Source organism: Luteibacter aegosomatissinici, assembly GCF_023078495.1.
Classification (GTDB): Bacteria; Pseudomonadota; Gammaproteobacteria; order Xanthomonadales; family Rhodanobacteraceae; genus Luteibacter; species Luteibacter aegosomatissinici.
In genome coordinates this window covers 1,383,606-1,401,801 of sequence record NZ_CP095742.1, presented here as the reverse complement: position 1 = coordinate 1,401,801, position 18,196 = coordinate 1,383,606, and the positions used below count along the sequence as shown (strand labels likewise).

14 protein-coding genes are annotated in these 18,196 nt (G+C 62.7%); 11 read left to right on the top strand and 3 right to left on the bottom strand.

What is annotated here, in order from left to right; translation table 11 throughout:
- Positions 1-6 precede the first annotated feature (6 nt).
- The 7 genes from L2Y97_RS06185 (at position 7) to L2Y97_RS06155 (ending at position 6,898) form a co-directional block, all read left to right on the top strand.
- Entirely contained in the window at positions 7-1,683 is a 1,677-nt protein-coding gene (locus L2Y97_RS06185; protein ID WP_247434363.1) for a dihydroxyacetone kinase family protein, read from the top strand.
- Positions 1,684-1,795: 112 nt separating this feature from the next.
- Positions 1,796-2,086, top strand: a complete 291-nt coding sequence (locus tag L2Y97_RS06180; protein WP_247434361.1) for a hypothetical protein — start codon at positions 1,796-1,798, stop codon at positions 2,084-2,086.
- A gap of 101 nt (positions 2,087-2,187) precedes the next feature.
- The gene (locus L2Y97_RS06175; RefSeq protein WP_247434358.1) at positions 2,188-3,669 is read left to right on the top strand and encodes a multicopper oxidase family protein; all 1,482 of its coding nucleotides are present in this window, start codon (positions 2,188-2,190) and stop codon (positions 3,667-3,669) included.
- 71 nt (positions 3,670-3,740) lie between these two features.
- Positions 3,741-4,859, top strand: a complete 1,119-nt coding sequence (locus L2Y97_RS06170) for a hypothetical protein (RefSeq protein ID WP_247434355.1) — start codon at positions 3,741-3,743, stop codon at positions 4,857-4,859.
- Complete coding sequence (locus L2Y97_RS06165; protein ID WP_247434352.1) at positions 4,859-5,407, top strand: SCO family protein; 549 nt, start codon at positions 4,859-4,861, stop codon at positions 5,405-5,407. Before L2Y97_RS06170 ends, L2Y97_RS06165 begins: the two co-directional genes overlap by 1 nt.
- A gap of 54 nt (positions 5,408-5,461) precedes the next feature.
- Complete coding sequence (locus L2Y97_RS06160) at positions 5,462-5,740, top strand: hypothetical protein (protein ID WP_247434349.1); 279 nt, start codon at positions 5,462-5,464, stop codon at positions 5,738-5,740.
- Positions 5,741-6,070: 330 nt separating this feature from the next.
- Complete coding sequence (locus L2Y97_RS06155; protein ID WP_247434346.1) at positions 6,071-6,898, top strand: AraC family transcriptional regulator; 828 nt, start codon at positions 6,071-6,073, stop codon at positions 6,896-6,898.
- 948 nt (positions 6,899-7,846) lie between these two features.
- Here L2Y97_RS06155 and L2Y97_RS06150 read toward each other — a convergent pair.
- From L2Y97_RS06150 to L2Y97_RS06140, 3 genes are all read right to left on the bottom strand, one after another.
- Positions 7,847-8,371 (bottom strand): hypothetical protein, encoded by a 525-nt coding sequence (locus L2Y97_RS06150; RefSeq protein WP_247434343.1) that lies wholly within the window; start codon positions 8,369-8,371, stop codon positions 7,847-7,849.
- Between the two features lie 569 nt (positions 8,372-8,940).
- Positions 8,941-11,220: a DUF2339 domain-containing protein gene (locus tag L2Y97_RS06145; protein ID WP_247434340.1), complete on the bottom strand. Its 2,280-nt coding sequence runs from the start codon at positions 11,218-11,220 to the stop codon at positions 8,941-8,943.
- Positions 11,221-11,291: 71 nt separating this feature from the next.
- Positions 11,292-13,388, bottom strand: coding sequence for a S9 family peptidase (locus L2Y97_RS06140; RefSeq protein ID WP_247434338.1), 2,097 nt, complete (start codon positions 13,386-13,388; stop codon positions 11,292-11,294).
- Positions 13,389-13,498: 110 nt separating this feature from the next.
- On the opposite strand from L2Y97_RS06140, the gene L2Y97_RS06135 reads away from it, so the two are divergent.
- From L2Y97_RS06135 to L2Y97_RS06120, 4 genes are all read left to right on the top strand, one after another.
- Positions 13,499-14,842 (top strand): ArnT family glycosyltransferase, encoded by a 1,344-nt coding sequence (locus tag L2Y97_RS06135; protein ID WP_247434335.1) that lies wholly within the window; start codon positions 13,499-13,501, stop codon positions 14,840-14,842.
- A gap of 287 nt (positions 14,843-15,129) precedes the next feature.
- Positions 15,130-15,576 (top strand): pilin, encoded by a 447-nt coding sequence (locus L2Y97_RS06130; protein ID WP_247434332.1) that lies wholly within the window; start codon positions 15,130-15,132, stop codon positions 15,574-15,576.
- Positions 15,577-15,703: 127 nt separating this feature from the next.
- Entirely contained in the window at positions 15,704-16,144 is a 441-nt protein-coding gene (locus L2Y97_RS06125) for a pilin (protein WP_247434329.1), read from the top strand.
- Between the two features lie 39 nt (positions 16,145-16,183).
- Positions 16,184-18,130, top strand: coding sequence for a hypothetical protein (locus L2Y97_RS06120; protein ID WP_247434326.1), 1,947 nt, complete (start codon positions 16,184-16,186; stop codon positions 18,128-18,130).
- The last annotated feature ends 66 nt before the right edge of the window (positions 18,131-18,196 follow it).

Sequence of the window (18,196 nt, the reverse complement as noted above, 5' to 3'; positions counted from 1 at the left end):
TTCACCATGAAGAAGATCATCAACGATCCGCGCCATGTCGTCCGTGAAATGCTTGAAGGTTCGGTCGCGCGTTCGCCGGGACAAGCATTGCTTTCGAACCAGAACGTGGTGGTGCGCAAGCAGCATGACGGGAACGCCACCGTGGCGATCCTTTCCGGCGGCGGGAGCGGCCACGAGCCGGCGCACGCGGGCTATGTCGGCGAGGGCCTGCTGGCCGCGGCCATCGCGGGTGATGTCTTCACCTCACCCAGTGTCGACGCGGTGCTCGCCGCGATTCGCACGGTGGGTGGCAAGGCTGGCGCCGTGCTGGTGGTGAAGAACTACACCGGCGACCGGCTCAACTTCGGCTTGGCCGCCGAGATGGCGCGCAGTGAAGGCATTCCTGTCGAGATCGTGACGGTGGCCGATGACGTTGCGCTGCGCGATACCGTGGCACCCGATCGCCGCCGCGGCATCGCGGGAACGGTGCTTATCCACAAGGTGGTCGGCGCCGCTGCGGCGGCGGGCAAGTCGGTAACCGCCGTCGCCGAACTGGGCCGCCGCGCTGCGACGGGCCTGGGTTCCATGGGCGTGGCGCTCGGCTCGTGTACGGTGCCCGCCGCCGGCCACCCGGGTTTCGAGCTGGGTGACACCGAAATTGAATATGGCCTGGGTATCCACGGCGAGCCGGGCGTGCGCAAAGGCCCCATCGCCCCCGCGGATGGCCTGGCCGAGACGGTGCTCGCCACGATCGTGGAGGATCTGGCACTTACGAGCGGCCAGCGCGTGGCCCTGCTGGTGAATGGCCTGGGCGCCACGCCGCCCATGGAGCTCGATATCCTGCTGCGCGGCGCCCTGAACAACCTCAGGGCCCGCGGCATCGAGGTGGTCCGCGCATGGTGTGGAAACTTCCTCACCGCGCTGGATATGCCCGGCGCCTCGCTCTCCGTGTTGAAGGTGGATGACGAACTGCTCGCGCTCCTCGATGCCCCCGCCAGTGCGCCAGCGTGGCACGGCGGTGGCGAGCTCAACGATGCGCCGATCAAGGACGTACCTGCGGCACCGGGCGAAGCCACTACGACCGGATCACCCACACCGGCAGGCGATGCCGTGCGCCGCGCAGCCCATGCCGCCGCCCAGGCCCTGCTCCAGGCCGAGGATGAGCTCACCGAGCTGGATGCCAAGGCAGGTGATGGCGACCTGGGGGCCAGCCTGCGCCGCGGCGCCGAGGCCGTGCTCACCCTGCCCGACCACGCCTGGCACACTCCGGAAAGCGCCTTGCGCCACATGGCCGATGCGATGCGGCAGGCGATCGGCGGCAGTTCCGGGCCGTTCTACGCCACCGGCTTGATGCGCGCCGCCCGCGATCTCAACGGCGTGGCCGATCCGACCCCGCGGCAATGGCATGCGGCGCTGGTGGCCGCCGCCGATGCCATCGCCAACCTCGGTGGCGCCAAAGCCGGGGACCGCACCATGCTGGATGCGCTCTACCCCGCTGCCGATGCCTACAAGGCTGCGCTCGACGCCAACATGGCGCCGTTCGAAGCGCTGGAAGCACTGCACCTGGCGGCCACCCGCGGTGCCGAAGAAACCGCGACGCTCAAGGCCCGGGCGGGACGTGCCGCCTACCTGGGCGACCGCGCGCTGGGCATCGCCGACGGCGGTGCAGTCGCCGTGGCCATCTGGATGGGCGCCCTGCGCTAAAGCCGTTCGAATCAGAAACAAACACTGCTTTCTGGAAAGACCCACATGCCCGCGCCCCGGACCATAAGCACGCCGGCCATTCCGGCCGGGGCTTATCTCCAAAGGGCACACCATGAAAGCGAATACCTTCCTCGCGGGCGCGCTGTTCGGCGCGGTCATCTCCGTCGGCTGCGCGGCCGTTGCGCAAGAGCGCCCGTACGTCGATATCGGCGAACGCCACGGCAACCTGCGCGATGCGCAGCAGCACATCGTCGCCGCGTGGCAGGCGCTCAGCCGTGGCCAGCAGGCCAATAACGACGAGCTGGGCGGCCACGCCGGGCGTGCCAAGGAGCTGTTGAGCCAGGCCGATACCGAGGTGCGCCTCGCGGCCGATGTGGCCAACGAACATAACCGCAACTGGTAATGATCGCGATCGCTGCCCCTGTAGGAGCGCGCTTGCGCGCGATAGGCCGTGCCGCGGCCTCGATCGCGCGCAAGTGCGCTCCTACACGAGCGTGGCTGGTTTTGCTTTGGGTTGCGGGTGCTGCACACGCGACGGAACTGCGCGAGCCGAAGCAGTACACCTATGGCGCGGATGGCGTTACCACCGTGACGCTTACCGCCGCCGAGACCAAGGTGATGGTGGGCGATACACCGTACACATCGCTGGTATTCAACGGCGATTACGATGCGCCGCTCATTCGCACGCGGCCGGGCGGCACGATTCGCCTGACGCTCGATAACCAGATGGATGAGCTTACGAACCTGCATTTCCACGGCATGCAGGTCTCGCCGCTGGATGAAGGCGACAGCATTTTCAGGGATACCGATCCGCACACCAAGGGCCGGTACGTGCTGCGCCTTCCGGATGATCATTCGCCCGGCCCTTACTGGTACCACAGCCATTTCCATCGCGGGGCCGAGCGCCAGGTATCGGGTGGCCTTTCGGGCCCCATCCTCGTGGATGGCCTGAAAGACCAGTTCCCGGAGTTGCGCCCGGTACGCGAGCGCATCCTCGTGCTACGCAATTTCCAGAAGACCTTTACCGGCCGGCTCGCCAGCGAAATCGTCACCGGCTCGCCGTCCATCCGTACGATCAACGGGCAGTTCCAGCCGGATATCTCGATCAAGCCCGGCGAGACGCAGCTGTGGCATATCTTCAACGTGGATGCGAACCAGTACTTCCGCATGCACCTCGCCGGCCTGCGCGTGCAATTGCTGTCGCAAGATGCGGATACCGTCGTCAAGGATGTGACCATCGACGAAATGCTGGTGGGGCCATCGGCGCGCATCAGCATCCTTGTAACGGGACCGGCCCCTGGCCGATACCCGCTGACGATGAGTGCCGCGAATACCGGCCCGGCGGGCGATACCTATGCTGCAACCACGCTCGGCACCCTCGTTTCTACCGGCGATAGCGTGCCCACCGTACGCATCACCAGCGCTTACCCGCAGGCGCGCGACCTACGGCAGGATCCCATCGCAGCCAGCCGCCGTTTTGTGTTCCAGGACGCCGAGGACGACGGCAACGCGTTCTTCATCAACGGCCGCCGCTTCGATCCCGGCCGCGTGGATACCACGGTGAAGCTGGGCGATACCGAGGAGTGGACGCTGTTCAATCCAAGCCAGGAGCTGCATCAGTTCCACATCCACCAGCTCGATTTCCAGGTCACCAAGATCAACGGCAAGCCAGTGGATTTCATTGGCTACCGCGATAACGTGTTCATTCCCGCACTCGGCTCGATCACGCTGCGCATTCCGTTCACCGACCCGGTGATCCTGGGCAAGTTCGTTTACCACTGCCACATCATGGAGCACGAAGACGGCGGCATGATGCAGGTGATCCAGGTCGTCAAGCCGGAGGATTACGCGCAGGCGGTGAAGCTGGAACCGCTGGGTGGCATCTATGGCGATAACCAGACGTGTGCGTACCTGCGCAACACCGGGCGTGAGGCGATCGACAAGACGGCGCCGGTGAATGCGCGGCCGCTGGGGGGTGCGCAGTGAAGGTTTCGGCGAGCACCCATCGCGCGCGAGCGCGCTCCTACAGGGGCCCGCGCGTTCATGTAGGAGCGCGCTTGCGCGCGATAGTCGGAGCGACCGCGTTGCTACTGTGCGGTACCGCCACCGCCTCCAGCGGCCGCTACCCCGGCTTCGGCATCGATTACGGCACGGCCATCCAGTACGACTTCAGTGGCCTGAAGGCGCAGGATCAATCAAACAAGGTCACCACCAACGGCTACTTCGATATCACCAACGACCTGCATTTCCGCTTCAACACGAATAACGAAATCTGGCTGAGCACGGAAATCAGCCCGGTCACCTCGGCGCGCCCCGGCGAACGCCGCTGGCTGGGTGGCACCGGCCTGCAGGTGGCCGACCTCAACTGGTATCACCAGGGCGAAGAAGATACCTGGCGGCTGGGCAAGCTCGACCTGCCCTACGGCCGGGCGCAAACGGCCGCACCGGGCCTGTACACCGGTGGGTTCGTGGCCCCCTATGCCTTAGGCGGCGTGATCGGGGGCAGCTACGCCCGGCGCTTCTCGTCGTACACACTCGGTACGCTGGCGCCCAGCATCAGCGTCTATGCCGCCGATACCTCGATTCTCAGCACGGCGTTCTTCCGGCCCTCGACCCAGGCACGCCGCTCCGATGGTGGCGCCACCAATACCGGCAAGCCCAATAACGTGGCGGCGGTATTGAACTGGCGCGCGCCCGCCGCGCTCCCGTATATCGAAGTGCAGCTGGGCTACATGGCCAACCATAAGGGCGATACCAGCGCGGCGAACCCCACCGCGGCGAACGAACAGTCGCGCACGGCATCGATCCGCTACCTCATCCCCATTCCGGAAACGACGTTGCTTTCGCCCACACTGGCGGCGCGCTACGTGGACCTTGTGCCCTTCGTGGAATACGTCCGCACGAACAATGAAAACGGCGTGCCCGGTTACGACACGTCCTATCTCACCACCTCGCTCACCCTGGACACGGGGCGTTTTGCCTGGGGCCTGACCCACACCAACCGGCACATCTCGCCCGCGGGCAGCGGCAGCAGCACCGAATACCTCACCGAAGCCAGTGTGGTGTACCACCTGACCGGGTTGATCGATGTCGCGCTCTCCGGTGGCCGCTCGCGGCAGGCGGGGCAGACCTCGAACCTGCTGGGTGTGCAGCTCGTTTTGAACGGAGCGTTCTGATGACCCGCTGGCTCGCCTTTTTTGGCCTGCTTTCCGCCATGCCCGCGCTTGCCGCGGATATCGATGTAGGTGGCCCCTTCCACCTGCTCGACCAGGATGGGCACGCGGTCTCTGACCAGACGTATCGCGGGCAACCGCTATTGATGTACTTCGGTTACACGTCGTGCCCGGATGTCTGCCCGGTGGATGTCGCGAAGATCGTCCAGGTCGCGCGCCGTGTTCGCGGAAGCACGGGTATTGCGGTAACCCCTGTTTTCGTCACCGTGGATCCGGCGCGTGATAACGCCGCGCGCATGAAGGCGTACGTGCGCGCCTTCGGGCCCGAGGTGGTTGGCCTCACTGGTTCCGAATCGCAAATCAGGCAAGTGACGGATGCGTACCACGTCTATTTCAACAAGGTGCCCGCGGAAGGCGGTTACCTGATGGATCACTCCACCGTGCTGTATCTGGTAGGCGCTGACGGCACCTTACTGGATCACTACGGACGCAAGCTTCCCGAACAGGATGTGGCAGCCCGCGTGGCGGCCACGCTTGAGGCGCACCGGTAACCGCGCCACACCCCTGCCGGCCGCGCCGGCGCAACCACGTACCAGGAGCCACCCATGTTCACGTCACCGCGCTACACCCTACTCGCCCTCGCCCTGGCCGGCGCCACCGCATTCACCACCGCAGCGCTTGCTGATGGAAGCAAGGATTACCCTTCGTTTGCGTCCATTTCCAAGGGCCAGAAGATGATTGATCGCGATGCGATCACGCCAGCGCTCGAGAAGAAGTACCCGCGCCTGGAGGGGATGAAGATGCACTGGGACGACGCGGACCTTGACCACGACGGCAAGCTCAACCAGGCCGAGTACGACGCGTACGCATCGCAACAGCACTGACGCGTGATGCGTGCGGGTGGGTGCGCCGGGTATCCCCCGATAGCCGGCCGCCCGCCTCCGATTCGCCTTCACAATCGCAAAGGGGCATGATCTTGCGGTTTCGGCAAATCCGTGGCTACTATTTCGACAGGATGACGCCAGCCGTCACTTCGCGGGGATGCGCGAAGGCTGGCAGCCAGATCCAGGGGGTCAACGGTCTCGCCTAGAGGGAGAGCGGCCGTGGCGATGCGTCGTGTCGAAAATCACAGAGATGGCCTGGAAGGTTGTTTCACGGATGACACAGACCCTGTTACACCCCTTCCCGTTGTCCAACGGGAACTGGCATGGCGCATGCCTTCTGTACCCCGACGGTGCACTGAACCGGTCATTGCCTCGCGCTGGACCTCGCCGCCCGTGGGTGGGCTCATCGCGACCACACCGCCTGGTGCGCATGTCGTTGCCATCTTCCTGAGGGCCACGCGCGGCGTCATTTGCGTCGATGGGCGTCCGTGGCACGCGGGAGCGATCCCTGCGGGGACGGCCGTCGTGACGGCACCCGAGCAGCAGGTCGCCGCCGAGTTCTTCGAACCGGTGGATAGCCTGCACCTGCGCATGGAAAACGCGTTTGTAGCGGCCGACGCTGAGCTTGCCCGCGAGATCGCCGCCACGCCGTTGCAGGCGGGCATCTACCGCGATGAAGCCGTCGACAAGCTCGCCCGTGCCCTGCTCGCTACGCATGATGCGGGATGCATGACGCGATGTGCGGAATCCCTCGGCAAGCCCATCGTGGCGCGCCTTCGCCACCTCAGCGCCAATGGTTCTCGACGACACCCGGACCAGCACCGAGGCATGCTGCAGAACTGGCGGCTCGTCAAGGTTACCCACTACGTGGATGCGAATCTCGGCAAGCGCATCACACTGGCGGATATTGCGCGTTCCGCCGGGCTATCGCCGATGCACTTTGCGGCGCGCTTCCGTGCCGCCACCGGGCATAAACCGCATGAGTACCTGCAGCTATGCCGCATAGAACGTGCGAAGCGGTTGCTGGCGGAAGGCAACCGCTCACTGATCGACATAGCGATGGAAGTAGGCTTCCGTACACAGGCGCACTTCACCACTGTGTTCAAACGCTTCGCCGGACGCACACCCCACTCCTGGCGCACAGGCCTGCACGACTAACCCGCTCTTCGTAGGAGCGCGCTTGCGCGCGATCCAAAATTACGAAACATCGGATTGCAAAGCGAACACGCCGCACGCTACGCTTCTCCACGGAGCCGCCGCAAGGACGCTCCTAAAGGAATCATCAAGCCGGTGAAAGATGATTCCCGCCCCCTTCCATGAAGGGCCCGACCAGGAGTGGGTATAAAGAGCCGCCGGTGTGCGAAAAGAAGAGGGCCCCGCTTCAAGCGGGGCCCTCTTTCTATGCATCGTTATAGATGGCGGAGGACAATCGCCGTGAGCGATTCCTTGCGTTGATGCGTAGGTAAGCGCTGATCGCACTGCCTTACAAACGATGTCCGTCATTCTTACAGACATCACCGCAGCAATTTGCTACGGTCGTTTCGTTGCCCGCGCGCGCTCATCATGCATACCGCGGAGGCAACCATCGCCCTCAGGCGATGAAAGCGCGGGCCAGGGGTGTTAGACCACCCCTGACCCACTAGCCACAACCAACTAATCAGGAGTTGATGATGGGTGTTACCGATCATACGGCACTCGCTCGCCCGCTGGATCCCCCCGGCGGCACCTCGATGGTGAACGGGCCGCCTGCGTAGCCTGCAGGCACGGTTGAAGAACCGCTGCGGCACCATCGCTTGAGGAAATTCTTGATCGAATGAGGCAGGCGTTGCGCCTGGAACGCCTCATGGATGGTTGTCGCCGCGACTACGTCGTCAATCACGCCGCCCGGTGCCCGGTCTCGGGTAGCCGGAGGAATCGCGATCCTTATGGTCCGCGGTATGGCAGGTGTTTGCCTGTTGTGCCGCGTCAGGGCACGTCGCGGCGAAACAAGGGAAGTCGTTATGCAATCGATGAACGCACTATGGAAGGCACAACACACCGGCGATACCGGCGCGCTCGTTATCGCTATCCGCCGCCAGCGTCCCGGCCCAGATCTCCAAAACATACTCAGCCCAGATTCTTGACCGGCTCATCGGGCAGTGGGATGTGGTCAATCAGGACGGGGAGTCCAATCCGGCTCGAATAGACGGGGATGCCGCGTGATGTCACCTGCGCCTGGATCAGCGCTATCAGCTCGTCGACGCTGTCGTAATCGCCGCGGAACGCCAGCCGCCAGGAGCTCATCCTTGTGTCGGTGCAGACGCGGTATTCCCTTGCACGGAACCGGCCCATGTCGAGGCAACGTATGCAGGTAATGTCACTCCAGGCGATGTACCCGGAACGAAATCCGTAATACTGTCGCGCCAAACCGTCGGCCGTCACAACGATGGAGGGAAACAGGAAGATCGCCGGAACCACGTAGGCCGCGACGAAACCCATGGCGATGGCATAGGTGCCGAGGCGATGCGCCCAATCATCCGATGGGCGAATTTCATGGCCCGCAAAGACGAGGGCCATGATCAGGACGCAGAGCGCGAGCATCCACATGATGACCCTATCGCCTGTTTTGAATACCCATTCGTCGCGTTGCATGGCTCCCCCGGCCCCACCCCGGCACGGACGCGTGGTCGGGTTCGCGAATTTTAGCGATACGGCTCACCTGAGTCTGTAGGATTTCACCTATGTGGATTCAGCTTTGATGATGCCGAACAAGCTGCCTCGGGCAGGCCCTAGGTATCCGGGATGCGGGAATCGTGACCGTTGTGCACGATGAGCACCGGCACGCGCCAGTCCTTCACGCGGTTGATCGGGTCGAAGCGTCCGTACTTAACCGGGTGATCGTACTGGGTGCCACCGCTTTCCTTTTCTTCGAACCAAAGTTTTTCAGTTTGGACTTCTTATTTGGCAGCAGAACGTAATGGATCGAATCCCAGCACCCCATCCGTGCCCTGAAAACGGGAACGTTCCGACGTAGCATTCCGGTGCAGAGAACGCTAAGAAGGCCTTCGATCCAACGTAATCGTTGCGCAGCGTCATGCCTGGCCACCGGTCGTACGTTTTTGCCCGTACAGCAGTTAACACCAAGCTCTGCTACCGCCCCCATCGAAAAATCGCGAACGTCCAGATGATAAGTCCATCTACCGGTCTTAATCTGCGCATCGTCAGTGGACGGTCAATGACGGTGATCGGCATTCGTAGGCACGCCCCGCTTTTGCGACCAGCACAGTCACCTTCAACGGCCGAGGCATACCTTCCATGCTGAATAGAGTGCTAAAGCCCGAGTTGAGCAGCGACAGGCCATACAACTTCGCCACGTCGCTCCTCGGTACGGTGCGCGCATGGACTAAATGACGAACGCCAGATTCATCGATGACCATTAGCGCTGCCGCGTCGGCCGGCATGCCGCCCGCCTTACTCATCGCAAAAGTCCCTGTCAGCGCGATAGTGCTGCCCGCGGCCACGATGGAGTCACCTCGAAGCGGATCACCATTAAACGTTTGAATAACGCAATCACCACCGCCTTCGAAATGAGCTGACGTTATTTCTGCCTCATCAAGGAAGGACGCCTTGGCGGTGCTTTCTGGAATGCGAAGCCGATGAATGCTTATCTCGAAATAATCCTCGAACCACATCGCTCCATCATCGACATCGATGGCAATGCGCTCCGGCACACGGCGCTTGGATGTCGCCGCGAAGCCATTGGCGAGGAAGGACAGCAGCTCGCTAGTACTTCCAATCGTTGGTGAAAGCAAAAAGCCGGTTTCCATCATGCCAGGAACGACCCGATAACTGACGGTGTACTCAGGGTACATAGCAATCAGATGAACCGAAGGCTGCTTGAAAACGATTGAACGCAGCCGTCCAAGCCAGGACGACTTGAGCTTGATTGTTACCCACAGGGGCGAATCGTCTGGAAGCGTAATCAACTCCCCCAGCGCCGGACGCGCCTTGATGACTTCGGCACCCAGGGATAACTCCGCCGCCTGCCCGGTGCGCTCAAGAACGACGAAATCAGATACCCGGTCAACGGGCCGGTAGGCGCCGAGGAGCCATCGCCAGCTTGCGCCGTCGTCGAGCGATGGATAGTGCGAATCAATGGTGTTGATTTGCCAGTAGACCCTTTCCGGACCGCCCTTCTTCAGGTGCTCCACGTTGCGCCAGATAAGCGACGGCGTATAGGCCGAGTAGCTCTGGATGACCGGCCTTGGGGACCACCGCTCTCCACTTAGCGGCACCAGCGATGCACCCACGCTGTAGACGTCCGCAGACAGTCCATCGGACTGAATTCCGGAGAGGCTGTTTATGAGCCCGATAGCACGACGATATTGAAGCTTCAAGAGCGGCGAACCGTTCAGCCGATCGATCCCCATGGCCGCTGAATCAATTATTGCATTCGCGGTGCGGCCGATAATGGCCTGTGGCGACATCGGCTCCAAACGAGCGAATACCGCGATCGCGAGTGACCCAGCCAGCATCGCCGCCGCGCGCCATGGCCACGAGCGCATCACAGAGACAACATATATGGCGACGAGAAGCACCGAGGCCGCTGCAATAGCCGAGTGTAAGTCGTCATGACGAACGAGGCCCGCCTTCAGCCCGATGAATAGCGTCAACATCGCACCGAGCCAGATGTGCAGGCGCGGCCGCTCTGCACCCAGGTACGCGATACAGAGCAACCCCGAGGCAATGGCGAGAAGTACCATGTCGGCCACGGGGCCCGAAATGGACATGGCGTCGCCGTAGCCGGCGATAATCTCTGCCTGCGATGCAAAATACGACGGGAGCGCGCCTAACGGCTGCCCAGCGATGCACCACGCACACGCGATTCCTACAAAAAAAGCCAACGGCAACAGGATCGCGTGCAAGCGCCCCGTGCGGCGGACGACCAACGCCGCCATGACAACTCCAGCCACCGCTGGAATAGTGAAGCTTGCCTTTATCAAGGGCAGCAATGCGCTGGCAACCACCACTGCATACAGCAATGTGATCCAGGCTCGGCGATCGCAGGATTGACCACCCGACGCCAGGAGGACGAGCAGCCATGGCATGCCGATGAAAAGCGCATCACTCATGCCGGGCATCGCCCCGATCACAGGTAGGCCGAGCAGCCATAACCGATGATGGCTTGGCACGCTGACAACCACGGCCCCGAGCATTGGCAGTGCAAGGCAGCATGCGCCCGCCAACGCCAGATGATCCGTATCGGGCGAATACATGCGCGTGTAAATCGCGGCATAGGGGCCCGTCGTAAAGACGAAGTCTTGTCCAAAGACCAGCTCGCGCGCCGTAGCCGCATTGCTCGCGATGCGCCACGCGCCATCAATCGTGAGATCGGGCATGATCGGAGCGAGCGGCAATAAGATCAAAAGACCGCCGGCCACTGCGAAGACTACCGCGATCCATTGCGCTAGGCGCGCCAGATCGTTACTCCCCTGTTTCACGTCACTCCTTAGCCAGGCACACACAAGAACGGCGGCCCAGCGGGCCGCCGTTCGGCGGAACAACTGCAAATTTACTGCGCAACTCCAGCAGTAGATGTCCACTGCTTAAGCCACGCATTCACCGTCTCATGCCACTGCACGCTGTTCTGCGGCTTGAGCACCCAGTGGTTCTCATCCGGGAAGTGCAGCAGCTTGCTGGGGATACCACGACGCTGGAGCGCCGTGAAGGCGCCCAGGCCCTGGGTATCCGGGATGCGGAAATCGTGACCGCTATGCACGATGAGCATCGGCACGCGCCAGTCCTTCACGTGGTTGATCGGGTTGAAGCGCTCGTAGTTTTCCGGGTGATCGTACTGCGTGCCACCGTTTTCTTTTTCTTCAAACCAGAGCTCTTCGGTGTCGTAGTACATGGCGCGTGCATCGAAGACGCCATCGTGGTCGACGAAGCACTTCCACGGCTGGTTCCAGTTGCCGGCCATCCAGTAGACCATGTAGCCGCCGTAGCTGGCGCCGAGGGCGCACGCACGGTTGCCGTCGAGGAAGCTGTACTTCTGCAGGGCGGCGCTCCAGCCGGCCTTCAGGTCTTCGAGCGGCTTACCGCCCCAGTCACCCGAAATCGCATCGGTGAAAGCCTGACCGTAACCGGTGGAACCGTGGAAGTTGACCGTGACCACGGCAAAGCCCTGGCCGGCGTAGGTCTGCGCGTTCCAGCGGTAGCTCCAGCTATTGGTCATGGCACCCTGCGGGCCGCCATGGATGATGAAGGCGACCGGGTAGGTCTTGCCCTTCTTGTAGCCGACCGGCTTGACCACGTAGCCCTGCACGGTTTCGTTGTTCCAGCCCATGAAGGTGAAGAACTCGGGCTCGCCGACCTGGGCGGCCTTCATGCGCTTGGCGTTGTAGTGGGTGATCTGCTTGAGACCCTTGCCCTTCAGGTCCGCCGTGTAGAGATCGGCCGGGCGCTTCAGGTCATCGCGCGAGAGCAGGATCCTCTTGTCGCCGATGGCGAAGGCGCTGACGCTGCCATCGGTGACCAGGGTTGTGACCTTGCCGGTGGCGGCATCGATGGCGAACAGCGGGTGCTGGCCGTTGTCATCGGTGGTTGTGTAGAGGGTCTTGCCGTCGGCAGAGATCTGCAGGGTGCCAGCGGAGCGGTCCCACTGCGGGTCCACTTCGTGCTTGCTACCGCTGGCCAGGTCAAGGGCCCAGATACCGAAGCGGTCGGCTTCCGAACCCGGCTCCTTCATGGCCGTGTAGTAGAGGGTCTTGCCATCGGGCGAGACCAGTGGGTTGGCGTCCCAGGCCTGGTTTTCAGCGGTGAGGTTGGTGGGGTTGGCCGAGCCATCCGCGGGCACGCTGAAGATATCGAAGTTGGTGGACCAGGGTTCGGTCTTGCCGGCGATGCGGGCATCGAAGAACACGGTCTTGCCATCGGGCGAGAAGGTGAACTCATCTTCGCTGCCGAACGGCTTGCTCGGCACGTCGCCATCGATGCCCTTGCTCAGCAGTACGGGCTGCGAGGTGGCCTTGGCGTCGGCGATGTAGAGCTGGGCGCGGCGGCCGTCAGCCCAGGTATCCCAGTGGCGAACGAACAGCTTGTCGTAGACGGTGCCGGTGGACTTGTCCTTTTCACGGCCGTCCAGGCGCTCTTTCGTGCAGCTGAGGTCGGCGCAGTCGGTGAAGACCTCGTAGCTCAGGAGGATCTTCGAGCCATCGGGGGAGACCTTGTAGGCGTTCACATCCAGCGGTGCATCGGTGATGGCATCGCCCGCCGCCACGGTCAAGGCCAGACCCTTGCCGCCCTGTCCCGCATCAAAGGCGCGGTGGAACACCTGCGCGGTGCCATCCTTAGGCGCCACGTAGTAGATGGATCTACCATCAGGCGCCCAACGAGCAGATGACCCCTTCTCGATGACCTTGACCGCCTGGGGCGGCTTATCCAGGTCCATGACATACAGGGAGGTCACGCCCTTGTTCGCCGCGTAATCGGTGGCGCGCACCGCGAATAGCGCATAGCGGCCATCCGGCGAAAGCTGCGGGTCGCCCACCCGGTCCATCATGACCAGGTCGCGGATGGAGAAAGGGTGGGTGGCCGTGGTGTCGGCATCGGCCGCCACCACGGGGCCGGCGGCCAACGCGAGCGCAAGCGCGGCAAAGCGGAGTTTCATGAAAGCGTTCCTTGGGTGAGTCGCATGGCGACGGTACGGGCACGGCCGCGCGGGCGCAACCATGCCGGAGGGGTACGCTAGACTCGGCGGTACGCCAAAGGGGAAAGCCGTTGAACGAGACACGCACCGCCACCCGCCGCCCATGGGGCGAAGCCGGGGTACTCCTGATCGTCGCCGTGGCCGCTTTTCTGATCCGGATCTGGTACGCCAATACCACCATCGTCGAGGATCCGCTGCGCGGTGATGCCCTGCAGTACTTCAAGTACGCGGTGAACCTGGTGCAGCACCACGTCTTCTCTGGCGCGCCGACCAACGTACCGATGCCGCCGCCGGATACCTTCCGCGACCCAGGCTACCCCGCGCTTATGGCCGCCACCGGCGCGGCCCTCGGATGGGGCGAGCCCTTCTATCACGCCATGCTCCTGATCCAGGCCGCGCTTTCAGCGGCCACGGTGTATTTCTACGGCGCCCTGGCGCGGCGCCGGCTTTCGTTCCGTGCCGGGCTGGCTGTCGCCGTCGCGGTGGCGTTGTGGCCACACCTGATCAGCATGTCGGGCTACCTGCTCAGCGAGACGCTCACGGGCTTCTTCATCGGCGCGGCCTGCTACACGCTGGAGATTGCGCTGCGCAAGCAGCGCCCCATGCCAGGCCTGCTTGCGGGTGCAAGTTTCGCCGGTGCAGCGCTCACCAATGCCGTATTCGCGCCGTTTGCCCCGCTGCTGGCGTTGTTTGCCCTGTGGCGGATGCCCACACAACGGCGGCTGTGGCTTTGCCTGCTGGTCGCCTCGGTATTGCCCGTGGCCGGCTGGATGGTGCGCAACGCCACGGTGCCCGGCAGCACGACGGCGACAAGCCGCGTGGCCATGAACTTCGTGCAGGGCTCCTGGCCCGAATATCACGAGCAGTACGCCGCCATGACCATCGACGCCGACGCCGCCGAGACCATGCGGACCATCGATGCGGAGTTCCGGCTGGTGGCCAGGTCCCCGGCGGAGGGCCTGCGTGCCGTGGGTGGCCGGCTTGCCGCCGCGCCCGGCCATTACACCGCCTGGTACCTGCGTAAACCGGTTGAATTGTGGGGCTGGAACATTGGCATCGGCCAGGGTGATGTGTACGTGTTCGCCACGACGCACTCCCTCCTGGCCGTCAATCCAGTGCTCCGTGCAACCAGCGGCGTCTTTTTCGTGGCCTCCCCGCTGATCATGCTGGCGGCGCTGGTGGGGGCGATCCTTGCCCTGCTGCGGGGGATTCGCTGCGAACCCATGCTGTTCGCGGTGGCCAGCCTGGCCGGTTATGCCACGCTCGTTTACACCCTGCTTCAGGCAGATGCCCGCTACGCCACGCCACTGCGCGGAGTGGAGGTGTTGCTTGCCGCGAGCGCGGTGATCGCCGCATGCCAGGCCCTTAAGGCACGGCAAGGAAAGCTGAATCCTCGCGAAGAAAGTGCCCCATAACGTCACATGCTGACCATGGGCGTCACTTGAACAAGGGTGCCTGTGACCGGATCGCCAGTTGCGATGATTTGCAGTTGCAAGCCGCGCCAGCCTGTGCAGAATCGGCCTCGCTCGCATACTGCGGGTCGCCTCCACCATGGCATGTTTAGTGCTTTCAGTGGGGTGAGCTTCCTGGTCAACCTCGAACGATGATGAGGGGGAAACCGGATCAGCCTAGGAGATCCGGCGCTAGAGCTCAGGGGGCATCACACAACAAATGGTTAGCTAACCAATTTCGAGGAAGTTCCATGAAGAACATTCAGAAAGGCTTTACCCTGATCGAACTGATGATCGTGGTTGCGATCATCGCGATCCTTGCCGCTATCGCTATCCCGCAGTACCAGGACTACACCAAGCGCTCGAAGGTGTCGGAAGGCCTGGTCCTGGCAGACGCCGCCAAGCTTGCTGTCGCTGAAACCTACCAGTCGAAGGGCGGCTGGCCGGCCACCAGCGCAGCTGCTGGCTACCAGACCGCGAAAACAACGTACGTTTCTGAGCTCAAGGTCGACACCAAGGGCGTGGTCACCATCACCTACCAGCACATTGATGCTGCCGGCATCGACGGCAAGACCATCCTCCTGACGCCGACGGCCTCTCAGGGCGCGGTCCAGTGGGATTGCAACGGCGCCGCTGGCCTGGGCGGCGGTTCGGGCACCGTCATTTCCAAGTACCTGCCGGCCAACTGCCGCAAGTAATCGCGTTAACGCGTCAATCGTCGCTACGAACCTTTATGGATCGTAGCGGCCATGGAAGGCTCCTTCGGGAGCCTTCTTTTTATCGGACAGTGCGTGCCTTACAGGGGGCATGACAGGGGAGCAGACCATGGGCAAATTGCCGAAAGGCTTCACTCTCGTCGAATTGATGATAGTGGTGGCGATCATCGCCATCCTGGCTGCGATCGCCATTCCGCAATATCAGGATTACACAAAGCGAGCCAAAGTGTCCGAGGGGCTCCTGCTGGCCGATGGAGCGAAGTGGGCTGTCGCCGAGACGTATGGCTCGAAGGGCGTGTTCCCGTCAACGAGCAATGGAGCAGGCTACCAGACGGGTAGCAGCACTTACGTCAGCCAGGTGGCGGTCATGGCAGGCGGCGTCATTGAGGTCACCTACCGTCATATCGACAGCGATGTTGATGGTAAAACCTTTACGCTGACGCCAACCGCGAGCAATGGCATCATCTTATGGAGTTGCAACGGCCTAGGCGGCTTCGGCACGCCAGGCACCCTGAGCGCCAAGTTCCTGCCCGCTACATGTCGTAGCTGATCCACCGGCTCCGGCGGATCGCACCATACCGGAGACCACTTGTCCATTCTGAAAGCCACTGAAGCCTCATCGCTGCGTCTACGTATTGCCGCAGCCTTCCTTGCTTCCCTTCTGCTAACCGTCGCGATCTACGCCTCGGGCTTACATGGCCCCTTCCTGCTGGACGACATTGGCAACCTCGAGCCGCTGAAGCGCTGGACTGACGGTCAACTGGGCTGGCAGGGCGTTGTGTATGGCAACCGCTCGGGCCCCGGTGGCCGCCCTTTGAGCATGCTGACATTCCTTGTCAACGCCTGGTTCGATCGCTCTCTCGATACGTTTGCCTTCAAAGCCACCAATCTCGGCATTCATCTCGGATGCGGCCTCCTGGCGTTCGTCCTTGCCCGGTTGATCGTCCTGAAGACAGGCATCGAACGATCCACCGCAAACTGGTTGGCGGCATTTATCGCCGTCGCGTGGCTTTGGCTGCCAATTCAGGCCAGTACGGTGCTGTACATCATTCAGCGCATGGCGCAACTGGCCGTGCTACTCGTGTTTGCCACGCTGATCGTATTCATGATCGCGCGTCCGCGCATCGAATCCGGATCGCGCCTCGCCATGGCGGCGCTCTGGCTTGCCGTACCTGCCCTGACCCTGCTGGCTGGCGCAGCCAAGGAAACGGGCGTCCTCGCCGCTCCGCTTGCGGCCGCACTGGAGTACATCCTGTTTACCCGCAGCACTCGGCCCGCACAGGTCAGGCTGTTCTTTGCGCTCACAGTCATCCTGCCGCTCCTGCTCGGGGCAGCCTTCGTGGTAATGCGACCGGACTGGATCACCGGGGGCTACGCTGCACGCGACTTTGACTTGCCACAGAGGCTGATGACTGAGCCCAGGATATTATGGAGCTACCTGCAGGCGAGCTTCTTCCCAATTGGCGCGCGGATGGGTCTGTTCCACGACAATTTTCCAATTTCGACGAGTCTATGGACACCCGCGTCGACCGCAATAGCCTTGCTGGGCTGGATGGCCGCTCTCGCCTGCGCATGGCTGCTGCGCCGGCGCGCTCCGTTGTTCACCCTCGGCGTGGCAGGCTTCCTGATCAGCCACTCTATCGAAGGCGGCCCGATCGGACTGGAGCTCTATTTTGATCATCGCAACTATGGCGCCTCATTTTTTGCGTTGCTGGCCGTTATTGGGCTTATCCGGCTTGCAGTAGGCACCAGTGCAATCAAACCACGCGTCCGCCGCGCGCTTTCTGCCTGTGCCGTCGGGTGCGTCGCCATCTACGGTCTGGGTGCCTGGAATCAAGCCCAGGGTTGGAGCGATGAAACGACGTTCTATGCAGTTCAGTATGGATACAATCCAACCTCGGCACGCCTGCTCTCCAACCTCACCGGCCGAGCCATGATGGCGCATGATCTGGACGGCGCGCTCCACTTCATCAACGAGGGCGAGCGGAACAGCCCGCCTACGGAACGGGCTACGTCAACGATCTGGCGTCTGCTCGCCTACTGCGAAGTCAACAGCGAGTCCGCGCCGGACACCTTGTATCAGGAGTTTGCGCAGCGGGCGAACGGCCGCATAAGCAACTACGCGATGACCGGGTGGGAGCTACTCGCAACCCGGATTTCCCAGGGCTGCAGCGCGGTCGATGCGGCGCGCATCGCGGCGACAGCCTCCGCATGGCTCGCCGAGACTCCACAACCTGGTAACGCTCAGGCGGTGTGGCGCACACGCTACAACACGGGCCACATGCTTGCCGATCTCAACCGGATCGAAGAAGCTCGTGCCATGGTTCGCCAGGCATGGCGGGACAGCGAGCACAACAACGGCATCGGTGTCCTTCTTTTCCAGCTAGATGCCTCGCTCGGCGACGTAGCCGGCTGCCAGGAGGTACTGACCGCGCTCGAAAAATCCGAGGGGGGTCCCGACCACCGGCTCGACGAAGCCATTCACACCTTCCGTAGAGCGCTGCAGAATGGCGAGATCGGGCGAACTGCGCCGTGAGTCAGTGGGCCCGATTTGCAAAGACGCGATGGACGCTGCTCACGCTGCTTGTCCTTACCTGCGTCA

What these genes read in the sequence shown, in the direction of transcription:
- L2Y97_RS06185 (WP_247434363.1), top strand. Translation starts at nt 7, where the DNA reads ATGAAGAAGATCATCAACGATCCGCGCCATGTCGTCCGTGAAATGCTT.
- L2Y97_RS06180 (WP_247434361.1), top strand. Translation starts at nt 1,796, where the DNA reads ATGAAAGCGAATACCTTCCTCGCGGGCGCGCTGTTCGGCGCGGTCATC.
- L2Y97_RS06165 (WP_247434352.1), top strand. Translation starts at nt 4,859, where the DNA reads ATGACCCGCTGGCTCGCCTTTTTTGGCCTGCTTTCCGCCATGCCCGCG.
- L2Y97_RS06160 (WP_247434349.1), top strand. Translation starts at nt 5,462, where the DNA reads ATGTTCACGTCACCGCGCTACACCCTACTCGCCCTCGCCCTGGCCGGC.
- L2Y97_RS06155 (WP_247434346.1), top strand. Translation starts at nt 6,071, where the DNA reads ATGCCTTCTGTACCCCGACGGTGCACTGAACCGGTCATTGCCTCGCGC.
- L2Y97_RS06150 (WP_247434343.1), bottom strand. Translation starts at nt 8,371, where the DNA reads ATGCAACGCGACGAATGGGTATTCAAAACAGGCGATAGGGTCATCATG.
- L2Y97_RS06140 (WP_247434338.1), bottom strand. Translation starts at nt 13,388, where the DNA reads ATGAAACTCCGCTTTGCCGCGCTTGCGCTCGCGTTGGCCGCCGGCCCC.
- L2Y97_RS06130 (WP_247434332.1), top strand. Translation starts at nt 15,130, where the DNA reads ATGAAGAACATTCAGAAAGGCTTTACCCTGATCGAACTGATGATCGTG.
- L2Y97_RS06125 (WP_247434329.1), top strand. Translation starts at nt 15,704, where the DNA reads ATGGGCAAATTGCCGAAAGGCTTCACTCTCGTCGAATTGATGATAGTG.